This window comes from Chryseobacterium subflavum (genome assembly GCF_055762745.1).
Window position 1 is genome coordinate 314,577 of the sequence record NZ_JBVTMR010000003.1, and the last position, 12,336, is coordinate 326,912.

General features: G+C 37.7%; 15 protein-coding genes. 12 read left to right on the forward strand and 3 right to left on the reverse strand.

What is annotated here, in order from left to right:
• The first annotated feature begins 59 nt into the window (after positions 1 to 59).
• From AC0INN_RS14930 to AC0INN_RS14950, 5 genes are read left to right on the forward strand one after another with little or no spacing between them, the layout of a single operon-like run.
• A complete protein-coding gene (locus tag AC0INN_RS14930; protein WP_273648828.1) occupies positions 60 to 1,190 on the forward strand; it encodes a porin in 1,131 nt (376 codons plus the stop codon).
• 19 nt (positions 1,191 to 1,209) lie between these two features.
• Entirely contained in the window at positions 1,210 to 2,640 is a 1,431-nt protein-coding gene (locus tag AC0INN_RS14935; protein WP_306613880.1) for an anion permease, read from the forward strand.
• A gap of 19 nt (positions 2,641 to 2,659) precedes the next feature.
• Positions 2,660 to 3,316: a succinate dehydrogenase cytochrome b subunit gene (locus tag AC0INN_RS14940; protein WP_273648831.1), complete on the forward strand. Its 657-nt coding sequence runs from the start codon at positions 2,660 to 2,662 to the stop codon at positions 3,314 to 3,316.
• 11 nt (positions 3,317 to 3,327) lie between these two features.
• Positions 3,328 to 5,244: a fumarate reductase/succinate dehydrogenase flavoprotein subunit gene (locus AC0INN_RS14945; RefSeq protein WP_306613882.1), complete on the forward strand. Its 1,917-nt coding sequence runs from the start codon at positions 3,328 to 3,330 to the stop codon at positions 5,242 to 5,244.
• Positions 5,245 to 5,255: 11 nt separating this feature from the next.
• Positions 5,256 to 6,005 carry a succinate dehydrogenase/fumarate reductase iron-sulfur subunit gene (locus tag AC0INN_RS14950; protein ID WP_306613884.1) on the forward strand — a complete coding sequence of 250 codons (750 nt, stop codon included), beginning with the start codon at positions 5,256 to 5,258 and terminating at the stop codon, positions 6,003 to 6,005.
• 86 nt (positions 6,006 to 6,091) lie between these two features.
• Here AC0INN_RS14950 and AC0INN_RS14955 read toward each other — a convergent pair whose 3' ends face one another.
• Positions 6,092 to 7,105, reverse strand: a complete 1,014-nt coding sequence (locus AC0INN_RS14955) for a nucleoid-associated protein (protein WP_172279874.1) — start codon at positions 7,103 to 7,105, stop codon at positions 6,092 to 6,094.
• A gap of 204 nt (positions 7,106 to 7,309) precedes the next feature.
• Here AC0INN_RS14955 and AC0INN_RS14960 point away from each other — a divergent pair, with 204 nt between their 5' ends.
• The 4 genes from AC0INN_RS14960 (at position 7,310) to AC0INN_RS14975 (ending at position 8,557) form a co-directional block, all read left to right on the forward strand.
• A complete protein-coding gene (locus AC0INN_RS14960; protein ID WP_306613886.1) occupies positions 7,310 to 7,474 on the forward strand; it encodes a hypothetical protein in 165 nt (54 codons plus the stop codon).
• A gap of 6 nt (positions 7,475 to 7,480) precedes the next feature.
• The gene (locus AC0INN_RS14965; RefSeq protein WP_306613888.1) at positions 7,481 to 7,837 is read left to right on the forward strand and encodes a DUF7674 family protein; all 357 of its coding nucleotides are present in this window, start codon (positions 7,481 to 7,483) and stop codon (positions 7,835 to 7,837) included.
• 136 nt (positions 7,838 to 7,973) lie between these two features.
• Complete coding sequence (locus AC0INN_RS14970; RefSeq protein ID WP_262888816.1) at positions 7,974 to 8,105, forward strand: hypothetical protein; 132 nt, start codon at positions 7,974 to 7,976, stop codon at positions 8,103 to 8,105.
• 53 nt (positions 8,106 to 8,158) lie between these two features.
• A complete protein-coding gene (locus AC0INN_RS14975; protein ID WP_172279876.1) occupies positions 8,159 to 8,557 on the forward strand; it encodes a DUF7674 family protein in 399 nt (132 codons plus the stop codon).
• Between the two features lie 62 nt (positions 8,558 to 8,619).
• Here AC0INN_RS14975 and AC0INN_RS14980 read toward each other — a convergent pair whose 3' ends face one another.
• A complete protein-coding gene (locus tag AC0INN_RS14980) occupies positions 8,620 to 9,141 on the reverse strand; it encodes a thioredoxin family protein (protein WP_306613890.1) in 522 nt (173 codons plus the stop codon).
• Positions 9,142 to 9,263: 122 nt separating this feature from the next.
• Positions 9,264 to 10,373 carry a heparan-alpha-glucosaminide N-acetyltransferase domain-containing protein gene (locus AC0INN_RS14985; protein WP_306613892.1) on the reverse strand — a complete coding sequence of 370 codons (1,110 nt, stop codon included), beginning with the start codon at positions 10,371 to 10,373 and terminating at the stop codon, positions 9,264 to 9,266.
• A gap of 258 nt (positions 10,374 to 10,631) precedes the next feature.
• Here AC0INN_RS14985 and AC0INN_RS14990 point away from each other — a divergent pair, with 258 nt between their 5' ends.
• From AC0INN_RS14990 to AC0INN_RS15000, 3 genes are all read left to right on the forward strand, one after another.
• On the forward strand, positions 10,632 to 11,420 hold the full coding sequence (locus AC0INN_RS14990; protein ID WP_306613894.1) for a helix-turn-helix domain-containing protein: 789 nt from the start codon (positions 10,632 to 10,634) through the stop codon (positions 11,418 to 11,420).
• Positions 11,421 to 11,511: 91 nt separating this feature from the next.
• Positions 11,512 to 11,931, forward strand: a complete 420-nt coding sequence (locus AC0INN_RS14995; RefSeq protein WP_306613895.1) for a DoxX family membrane protein — start codon at positions 11,512 to 11,514, stop codon at positions 11,929 to 11,931.
• 19 nt (positions 11,932 to 11,950) lie between these two features.
• On the forward strand, positions 11,951 to 12,304 hold the full coding sequence (locus AC0INN_RS15000) for a cupin domain-containing protein (protein WP_273648846.1): 354 nt from the start codon (positions 11,951 to 11,953) through the stop codon (positions 12,302 to 12,304).
• Positions 12,305 to 12,336 lie beyond the last annotated feature (32 nt).

The window sequence follows — 12,336 nt, forward strand, 5'->3', positions numbered from 1 at the left end:
CTTTTCAATCTTTAAACTCAATATAAAGCACTATGACCTTTTTTTCACTAAAAAAAAGAATGCAATTACTTTGCCTGATTGTCTTCTCGATATCAGTAAGCGGGCAGGTGAAAGACTCTGCACAGACCCAACCGGAAGAAGATAATATAAAATATCCTCAGCTACAGATCAAAGGGCTTTTTCAGGCGAGATATCTTGTTGGTATGACCAAAGATGTTGATGTAAACGGACTTCATCATGAAGACGGATCCGGAACTGATAATAATTTCATGCTCAAATACATGAGGGTACAGGTAAGAGCACAGATCAGCAAACGCACTGAAGTGGTCGTATTGGCTAATCTGGCAGATTTCAAAAATGATCCCAAAAGCAGGGTTCTCGAAAATGCTTATTTGAAATACACCTTCAATCCTAAACTTGCCATCACTGTCGGGCAATTCCGTCCGTGGTTCGGGATTGAAGAAACTTACCCTATAGACATCATCAAGTCTTTGGACTGGTCCAATCAGTACACTGAATTCGGAAAATTGGGATGGACAAGTTTCCAGATAGGGATGTCTGCTACCGGGCAGCTTGAGCTGGGAGAAATACCTTTCCAATATGCGGTTTCTGTAGTTAATGGTAATGGAAAGAATCAGGTTAATGATAACGACAACGGAAAACAATATTCAACCCGCCTGGTATTCGGGCTTTTAAAAAAATACAATTTTAACGTTGGTTTAAATGGCGGCATAGGTGAAGTCTTTGGTAAAAAGGTTTACGCCCTTGGAGTGGACCTCAGCTCATTGGTTACTTTTGATCCTAAATGGAGCCTCGATATGCAGTTGGAGGCGAAACAGGCAACAAATCATGTTTTGTATAATTCAATAGCAGCCGAACAAAGGCCCGACAATCCGGACAATTATCTGATTCGTGGCATTTATTTTTTACCAAACTTAAGATATGAAATCAACCATAGAAACCTCAGCGCCTTCGAATTATCCTGCCGGTATGAATACCTGGACACCAATTTCAGGATGAACTCCAATCCCCGGCAAACGATCACTCCGATGTTCGGTTTAGAGTTTCTTAAAAACTATGGCGCAAGAATTCAATTGGGTGTACAGTTCGACAGATATAAAAAACAGATTGAAAATACCTCACAATACAATAATAATCTATTCATCGTTCAGGTGCAAAGTAGATTTTAATCATTAACACATTACTACTATGAAAGAAATAAATATCAAGAATGTCGCAATAACTTTTGCTGTTGCCCTTATCATCTGGTTTATTCCTGAGCCCGATGGTGTTACCGCAGATGCGTGGCACCTTTTTGCCATTTTCGCGGCAACAATTTTAGGAATCATTCTAAAAGCAGCTCCTATGGGAACCATGTGTATGATGGCTATCGGATTCACTGCACTAACCCAGGTAATTGCACCGGGTGATGCGGGAAAATCAATCACTAAAGCACTCTCCGGCTTTGGAGATAAAGTGATATGGCTGATTGGGATCTCATTTTTTATTGCACGGGGATTTATAAAAACCGGCCTGGGAAATCGTATTGCTTTTTTATTCATAAGGATTTTCGGTAAAAGTTCCCTTGGGCTGGCTTATGGTCTGGGATTAGCGGATGTCTGCCTGGCTCCCGCTATCCCTAGTAATACCGCACGGGGAGGAGGTATCATCTACCCTATTATGAAATCCATGGCTATCAGTTTTGATTCTGTTCCGGAAAAACCGGAAACCCACAGAAAGCTAGGGGCATTCTTAACGCTGAACAGCTATTATATGAACCTGATCGCTTCCTCTATGTTCTTAACAGGAACCGCCAGTAATCCGATGTGTCAGAAATTTGCAGCCAATCTGGGCATCAACATCACTTGGATGTCATGGGCTGCTGCTGGTTTCCTGCCTGGTTTGGTTGCCTTTTTTGCAGTTCCGTTAGTACTCTATAAATTGTATCCACCGGAATTGAAAAAAACAGGTGACGCTCCTAAAATGGCTGCTCAAAAGCTTAAAGACATGGGGCCTATTTCAAGGAACGAATGGCTGATGCTATTGGCATTCTTCATTTTACTGGCACTCTGGATATTTGGCGGAGCACTTTCAATTGATGCTACTACAACCGCTTTTATAGGATTAACCTTACTGCTTCTGACTTCTGTCCTGACATGGGAAGATGTAAAGTCAGAGAAAGGAGCCTGGGATACCATCGTATGGTTTGCCGTACTGGTTATGATGGCAAGCTCACTGAATGAACTCGGCTTTATCGGATGGTTCAGTGACCTGATCAAAGTGAAAATCGGTGGACTGAGCTGGCAGGTGGCCTTTCCTGTAATTATTGTTGTATACTTTTTCAGCCATTATATTTTCGCCAGTGCTACTGCCCATGTCGCTGCCATGTACGCCGCATTGTTAGGTGTAGGTGTTGCCGTGGGGATACCACCAATGTTACTGGCCATGATGCTCGGTTTTCTGGGTTCTATTTATGGGGTACTTACGCATTATGGCCACGGTCCTGCTCCGGTATTTTTCGGAAGCGGCTATGTAGAGCTGAAAGCCTGGTGGCTTCGCGGTTTGGAAATAGGAATCGTACTTCTTATTATCTACATGGTAGTAGGTGGCTTATGGATGAAAGTATTGGGATATTATTAAAAATAAAAAAACAAAAATTATGCTGTCTACCTTGTCAAGAAAAATGCTGATGTGCCTCACAGGATTGTTTCTGAGTTTTTTCTTGCTGATCCATTTCCTGGGAAATCTTCAGCTGTTCCTGCCGCAGGAGCAGGCACATTTGCAATTCAATGCCTATTCTCACTTCCTTTCGGGTAATATTGTAATCAAAATCGTTTCTTATGTCCTGTACGCAAGTATTATTCTTCACGCAGTAGATGGTTTAATCATCACTTTAAAAAACAAAAAATCGGGTGGACGTTATTCTGCCGACAGACGCGGAAGAGCAAGCAAGTGGTATTCCAGGAATATGGGAATATTAGGAACTTTATTACTGATCTTTCTGGTGATCCATTTTCAGAACTTCTGGTATGTATATAAATTCGGTAGTCCGCCATTAGACAATAACGGGAATAAGGATCTTTATATACTTGTGGTGACGGTATTTAAAGAATGGTGGTATGTGATCATTTATGTAATTTCCATGGCTGCCCTATGCTATCATCTTATCCATGGGATCTATAGCGCAGTAAGAACACTGGGACTTTATCATCCGAAGTTTGTAAAATGGTTTAAGACCATAGGAATTGCTTATTCAGTCATAATCAGTGTCGGATTTGCGCTCATGCCTGTTTATGTTTTCTTTACCGCTAATTAAAAATAAAACCGATGAAGTTAGATTCTAAAATACCCCAGGGACCATTAGAACAAAAATGGGCTCAATATAAAAAAACGGCAAAACTCGTTAATCCTGCAAACCGTAAAAAGCTGGATGTTATCGTAGTCGGAACAGGACTGGCAGGAAGTTCCATAGCTGCATCTCTTGGAGAAATGGGCTATAATGTAAAATCATTCTGTTTTCAGGACAGTCCGAGAAGAGCCCACTCCGTAGCAGCTCAGGGAGGAGTAAATGCTGCTAAAAATTATAAAAATGATGGAGACAGCGTGTACAGAATGTTTGTGGATACCCTCAAAGGAGGAGATTTCAGAGCTCGTGAGGCCAATGTATACCGCATGGCTGAATGTTCGTTAAACCTTATTGATCAGGCAGTAGCGCAGGGAGTTCCTTTTGGCAGGGAGTACGGAGGCTACCTCAACAACCGGTCTTTTGGCGGAGTCCAGGTAAGCAGAACATTCTATGCCAGAGGTCAAACTGGTCAGCAATTGCTTCTGGGAGCATATCAGGCATTAATGAGGCAGGTGGGTAAAAATACCGTACAATTGTTTTCCAGACATGAAATGCTGGATCTTGTGCTCATTGATGGCAAGGCAAGAGGAGTTATTGTAAGAAATTTGGATACCGGCGAGATTGAACGGCATTCTGCTCATGCTGTTGTATTAGCCACCGGCGGATATGGTAAAATTTATTACCTCTCCACATTGGCCATGGGATGTAATGGCTCAGCAATCTGGAGAGCCCATAAAAAAGGAGCTTTAATGGCTTCACCAAGTTGGATACAGGTTCACCCGACATCATTGCCCCAATCCGGAGATTATCAATCCAAGCTGACCCTGATGTCCGAATCTCTCCGGAATGATGGAAGGATATGGGTTCCTTTAAAAGATAATGAAACCAGATCTCCAAATGATATTCCTGAGAATGAACGGGATTATTATCTGGAAAGGCGGTACCCTGCTTTTGGCAATCTGGCACCAAGGGATATTTCCTCCCGGGCTGCTAAAGAAAGAATTGATGCCGGATTCGGTATCGGACCTCTTAAAAATGCAGTATATCTTGATTTTTCCAAAGCAATTAAGGAACAGGGCAAAGAAAAAATTAAGGAAAAATATGGAAACCTGTTCGATATGTATTTAAAAATAACAGGATATGATGCTTATAAAGAACCCATGATGATCTCTCCTTCTGCCCACTTTTCTATGGGCGGATTATGGGTAGATTATGAGCTCATGACAACCATTCCGGGGCTGTTTGCTCTGGGAGAAGCCAATTTTGCAGATCATGGAGCCAACAGACTGGGGGCCAATTCCCTTCTTCAGGCTTCCGTAGATGGCTATTTCATTGCTCCGTATACGATCGCAAATTATCTTTCCAATGAAATCCATACCGGAAAAATATCAACCGATAACCTGGCATTTGAGAATGCGGAAAATGCCGTTAAGCAACAGATTGAACACCTTATCAATATCAAAGGGAACAAAACCGTTGATTACTATCATAAAACCCTGGGCAAGCTGCTTTATGATTATTGTGGGTTAGCAAGAAATGAAGCAGGCCTGAAATATGCCATTGAAGAAATAAAAAAACTGAAAGCAGAATTTTATAAAAACGTAAGAGTTTCCGGTGATGAAAACCACATGAATACAGAATTGGAAAAAGCCGGACGTGTTGCAGATTATTTTGAAATCGGTGAACTGATGTGCTACGATGCCCTCACCCGAAACGAATCTTGTGGAGCCCATTTCCGTGAAGAATATCAGACTCCCGATGGAGAAGCCCTGAGAAATGATTCTGAATTTCAGTTTATTTCTGCCTGGGCATGGAAAGGTGAAAATCAGGAACCTGAATTAATTAAAGAACCGCTTGTATTTGAAGAAATACAACCCACTGTAAGAAGTTATAAATAAAAAAAGAAATTATGGATTTACATCTTAAAATATGGAGACAGAAAGACAGAAGCACGGAAGGAAAGCTCGTAAATTATGATTTAAAAGATCTCAATTCCCACATGTCTTTTCTCGAAATGCTCGATACACTTAATGAAAAGCTGATCGTAGAAGGAGAAGAACCGGTAGAATTCGATCATGACTGTCGTGAAGGTATTTGCGGACAATGTGGAATCATGATCAATGGCTTGGCACACGGTCCCTTAGAAAACACGACCACATGCCAGCTCCACCTGCGTTCTTTTAAAGACAGAGAAACTATTGTTATAGAACCTTTCCGGGCGGAAGCATTTCCGGTAAAAAGAGATCTAAAAGTTGACCGCTCGGCTTTTGACAGAATTATTTCTTCGGGAGGTTTTGTTTCCGTGAATACGGGACAGGCTCCGGATGCCACGGCCATTGCAGTTACTCACCAGATTGCCGAAGAAGCTTTTGATTCCGCGGCCTGTATCGGATGCGGAGCTTGTGTAGCCACTTGTAAAAATGCGAGTGCAGCATTGTTTACCTCTGCAAAAATAAGCCATATGGTACTTCTTCCCCAGGGAAAAGAAGAAAGGAGCGAACGGGTGATTAAAATGGTTCAGCAGATGGATAAAGAATTATTCGGTCATTGCTCCAATACAGAAGCTTGTGAAGTGGAATGCCCTCAGGGAATATCAGTTCTTAATATTGCGCGTATGAACTATGAATACAGCAGGGCTTTATTTTTCAGAAAAAAGTAAATAAAAAAAGCAAAAGGACAAAAAGGTGAATTTTCTTTTTCGTTATTCTACCCTTTTGCCCTTTTACACCTTATGTTTTAACTTCCTTAGACTTCCTTATCAAAGTACAGCATATAATACTTTCCTTTTTCATCCTGTCCCTGTTCCAGCATCTTCCGGTCACCATGAATGTAGATATGAAAATTTTTATCTAATTTGATAATGCTTTTAAAATGGCGTTGTGTCTTTTTTACAGCCGCTTCACTGATCGGAAATTCTTCAGCAATATTGATCTGCATATCCTGTTCGTAATCTGTTTTAAAGTTAACAAAACTCTCAATCACGTGTTCATCACCAAGTACCTCACTCGCAAAATCATCAAGCTTAAACTCTTCTTTTTCTTTAAAGAAATTGATGGATTTATTCAAAAAGTCAGCCTGATCCGCTTTAGAAACCTCAAATTCCTGCGGAAGCTGCTTGGTAATATAGTCCTTGTACACCATTAAAGCTTCCTGAGTATGGAAATACTCATCATCACGCTGCTTTACTTTAAGAAAATCCTCAAACCAGTAATACATATCACCGTTCTTGTTATTATCCACTACAGATAAAACATATCCGCTTTCTTTGTTATTATTATAGATCAAAGCTGCCTTATCAATTTTTGACAAGCCAATACCCTGATCTTTTTCAAGTCCAAAAGTTTCTTCCTGAGGAAATATCTTTAAGAAAGATTCTCTTTTTTCAGTCTTAAAAATACCTATTTTATCCACTTTCTCATCGCCTTCCCTTTCATCTTCAAAGAAAACAATAAACAATTCTCCTCCCTGCACTCTCGGATTTTCAGCAGCTTCAAAAAGGTGTTTGGCAATATTCTCCGATTCCCATAGAAATTTGGCCTTATCCTCAAAAATTTCTGTTACAGAACTGTAAACAGGATTATTGACAAGATAAGTATCACTGTAAAACTGGTACGTTTCTTCTGTTTTAAAAGAACCTAGAAAGTAATCTTCCAGCATTTCTGCCATCCCTTCTTCCAACTGCAGCTCTTCCTGGGAAAGTGTTAAAGACTCACCGTTGATCTTATTTCCTACTCTGTGTACTATAATTTTTGAAAACATTTTTGATTTTTATGGATTGCAAAGATATTAATAATATCAAATACCGGACAGCATTTCATTCTGATAATAACCTTATCATTTTGAATGGTTTTCTGGCTGCATAAACACAAGTAACATTCGCTCAAATGATTGATTTACAATATATTAAAATAAAAACACTTTCAAAGGAACACATTTGGTATCACCATTCTCAAAACATAAAAAATGGACTTAAAGACCTTAAACAGAATAGACCGGCTGCGAAGATTAAAAAGCAGAGGACCGAAAACCCCGAAATGGATGAAGCCCTATCACTTGCTATTTATAGCATTTCTTGTACTCTTTATTTTCGGAGGATTTATCAGATTTTTAGAACAAAACCATTATTAAATAAATATGAATTACTTACAGGCCGTTCAGGAAATTACAGAAGTTATTCCTGATATACAGTACGAGTTGGATGAGCACAAAACACAAAGTTCTTATTATGCCATGAGCACTTTTACAGATCATATCAAGCGAATGATTCGTCAAAATGAAAGGACACTCCTTTTTAAAAGTTTAAAAAAGATGAGTAACATCTATAAAAACGGAGATACTATACTTAAGAATGCTATAGAATGTACTTTTATTTATTCCCTCGATAATGTCACTATCCTTTGTAATGAAGAATACCGGAAAGCAATATTTAGCCACATGTCCAGGGATTTGCAAAAAATATATGCCAAGCAGATTTACAATCATGGCATATAATGACAGCATTTATCATCAGAAAAAGAATCCTTTTGTCACTTTAAGGAGATTTTCCGTGGAAAACGGTTGATAAAAACCGGCCACCTTATTTTTTTATTACATTTTTCAGGTATTTCATTACACAATTATCATGACTATGAAGACAAAAATCAGAAAACAATTCGACTGGAAACAGTGGAAAGAAGCGAATTCCAGACACAATATCGAAATATTGGCAACTCATATTGCTTTAATAATCGGAGTATTTATTGTTGCATCATACTTATAAGTTTGGTATAATTTTGGCGGCAATAAAAGTGTTTGAAAAATAAAATATTATTTATGATGAACGAGCCAATGCAAACTATTAATGAAGAGACAGCTGTAGAGTATTTAAAATTTTTCTATCCCACTCTTAGAAGTGAAATTACTCAATTATCAATGCAAAAAAATTTCGCCGGTATTATTCAATCCACGGTAAATTACTTGAAGAACCTCTTACGGGAATCCAAGATTAATATTATCGGCCATCATATCAAATTGATGGAAGGAATTTACCGTAATGCGGATACTTATGTTAAAGATATTATCGAAAATCTTTTCGTAAGATCATTTGAAAGCTTTAAAAAGCATACTAAAATACAACACTGGAATGCGATCTTTCAGTATATGCCGGTTAATTTCCAGGAAATTTACCTGGAACAGCAGAAAAAAGATCAGATATTTTTTGGTAAAAAATAAATAGCAAAATGCCCCGGAATCTTTCGATTCCGGGGCATTTTTATTGGATGATATCAATCTCTTTATTGATCTTTTTTCTTCACGAAAACTTTTTGAATGGTTTCAAGTTCTTGTCTGTTCAATTTTGTTGTTTTTTCAAGTTTCGCTAAAAAAGCATCTACTTCCTCCGGAGTTGCTGGGGATCCCAGATTTTCTCCTTTGTCATTAAAAGAATCTGTAAGAACCTCACCTTTAGAATTCAATACCAACCAAAAAGGAAGGCCTGCATTCTCACCTTTATATTGATTCATCATTGCTTCGCCTCCGGGATTTTCAAGAACTTTCTTTTCTCCTCTTTCCTGTACATCCACATAGGCCGTAACATAGTTTTTATCAAACAAAGGCTTTGTTTCCGGAAGATTCATATTCTTTTCCATCAGTTTACACCATTGGCACCATGACGCATGGAATACAAGAAGTACATTTTTATTTTCCTTTTTAGCATCTGTAAGAGCTTTGTTAAGGACTACATCTGCTTTTTCCTGCGCAAATCCCAACTGAAATAAAAGTACAGTAAACACCAGGATTATTTTAGAATATTTCATTTCAATATTTTTTTAAGTTAATACAACACGAATTTAGGTAATTTATCAGGAATTTATAATAATAAAATACAAAATCAAAAAACTGCTGGTTTTCGGTCTAGTATCTATACATATTTACTCTATTATTTTAATAATGTTTCATCTACGGAAATACGTCGGAAGACAATCAAAGGTTCTTTTTTCCTTACAATGTCTAATGTGTTCTGAACTAAAAAAGTGAGCAGTATATAAAAGAGAATCAGGATTGAGACAAATGCAATTCCATGCTGTCTGTATCCAAAAATCCCTTTTCCCCATGAAATCAATATCCATTGTATCATATACATGGAGGTGAGGTTTTTACTGCAATATTTTAAAACTTTCATCCATGTATTTTCCTTTGCTTTACTTGTCAGTCTGAAAATAGCCCAAAGAAATATCAGCGTCCATCCTGCAAAATAAATTACACCTCCAGGCCCCATATGATAAAAACCATTGTAGTGATAATTCCCATACATAAAAACCAAAGGAGCACCTAAGGCAATAAATATAAGCCCGACGTAGAGCATATTTTTAAACAATTGCGGCCCGTTATAATTCAGCTGCTGAAACCATTTCCCAAAAAACATCCCGATAATAATAAAAGACATCCATGGAAAAACAGGAAAGTACACATAAGCAGGAAAATTATTATTAAAAAGAAGATCCAGAATATAGTTAACGACAGGAAAATTAATATGAATACCGCTTACTTCTCTTGATACAAGAGCCACCAAAAGACCTATCGCAAGGATACCATATTTATTCTTCACATATTTCCTGATAAATCCTACAAAAAGGAGAGACATTCCTGCCAGTTGCAAGATATCCCCCAGCAGTGCCAGATATAGATATTGCTGCTCTATCGGACCATGCCATCCATATTTTTCGATAAAATGTGCAGGAGCAAAACCTAAAATTACGGGAACAATGAACTTCATAAAATTCATAAAAAAAGCCGCTAATAAAAGTAAACTTCCCCGTTTGATGGCACTTGTTAAACTTTGATGGCTGGAAGTCATGAATGTGATTCCCATACAAATCAGAAAAATAGAAGTCCCTCTTCCTAAAAAGACAATAAAACTTCCAATTGCCGTATCTGATTGTGATTTCACATTGGCAAATATGAGCAAGGTATGAATGATAATCATCCCTATTACACTCATTCCTTTTATCAGGTCCAATGTTAAGATTCTTTTGTTGAGTTGTTCCATAGTTTTGTTTAATTCAATAGATATAGTTGATAATCAAACTGTTTTAGTTTTTTTAAAAAAATTTAATTTTTATTAATTCTAAATAAAAACAAATATACTTATTTAAAACAAATAATCAAGTTCCATGATCAATTTCATCGGTATTTTATTCCAATGGTTTATTAATATTATTTCCCGTTTATTTTTTACTTTAACTTTTTTGTAATTTAGATGAATGCATTTCCGGGCTCATGCTGCTTACATTAGAGAATAAACAAAATGATTGATATAAAAAAATACTCAGATCAAAAGGGACACCCTGAACCTAGGCGTGTCATTAGGTATACGCTGTTCTGGTGCAAGAGCGGGCATGCTGAAATTCTGATTGACGAGCATTTTTTTATTCTGGAAGCCAATCAAACCGTAACCATTACCTCAGGACAATTTCATCAGTTAAAATCTGTTGAAGGCGAATTAACGGCTCTTGAATTCACGCTTGATTTTTTCAGTAAAAGCGACAGCGATGTAGAGCTCATTTTCCATAACGGACTGTTCTGCCATTTCGGTATGAATGAAAAGATCACGATACACCGTCCGGACTTCTTTACAGAAACACTTAAACAGATTGAAGATGAAATTAATGAAAAGCCTTATCAATATCTCATTTCTACCCATTCATTGGTTGAATTATTGTTAATAGAAATCAATCGCAGTAAAATTGCAAATGGTGATGAGATCTGGAAACCTGATGCTTTATTTTTAAAGTTTCTGGAACATGTCCGCCATAATTTTTCGCAGAATTATCCGGTATCCTATTTTGCCGATATTCTGGGGACTACAGAAGCAAAGCTCAATGAGGTCTCTAAATTGCACACCAATAAAACAGCACTGAACGTCATCTACAGTCTTATTATTTCCGAATCTAAAAGATTATTGCTCTACGAAAAGCTTACGGTTAAGGAGATCGCTTATCAGTTGGGATTCAATGATCCTTTTTACTTTTCAAACTTCTTTAAAAAGCATACTTCCTTATCTCCCAAGGATTATCAAAAGGCAGTGAAAAACTAAATCTTATATGCTTTTCCCAGGATTGTCTATTCTTTAGCTACCCGTCATTCGCGAAATTTGTACTTATAATTCAACCAATAAAATAATGAGTATGAAAGCGAGACAGGACATAGCTGTTTTTCTGTTAAGAATAGCCCTTGCTACCGGATTTTTATCCGCTACTGCCAGCAGATTGGGACTTTGGCGAAACCGGTCTTCGGGATGGATAAATTTTATAAACTATACCGCAGAAACCAATTCATTCTTACCCCGGTCATTAGCACCATTCATTGCAACAGCATCAACTATTGCAGAGTTGTCGCTTGGTATTTTACTATTGGTGGGATACCAAATCCATAAAGCAGCTTTATTTGCATCATTCCTCACCTTATTATTTGCTTTAGCAATGTCTTTTTCTTTTGGACTTAAAGAGCCTTTGGATTATTCAGTATTTGCATTTAGTGCCGGAGCATTTTTACTCAGTACTTTTCCACATTACAAGTGGACCATTGAACATCTTCTGAATCAATAACAATTAAAAATAAATTACAATGAACACTAACATTCACGATTACATCGTAAAAACAGAACAAAAAGAATGGCAACCTTTAATTGAAAAAGGAATTCACTATGAAGGCATCTTCGTTAAATCTCTGAAATTTGATCCTGAAAAGAACAGATCAACAACAATTCTTTTAAAATTTGAACCGGGAGCAAGCTACCCTTATCACAATCATCCGGCAGGAGAAGAATTGTTTATTATGGAAGGAGATGCCATTATTGCCGGAGCGCGTCTGGAAAAAGGAGATTATTTGTATACGCCTCCTAACTTTAAACACTCTGTAAAATCAGAAAACGGATGTCTGATTTTCTTTATGATCCCTGAAGAGGTTGAAATTCTTTAAAAGACAACTCCTCTATTAAAAAAAAACCGCAG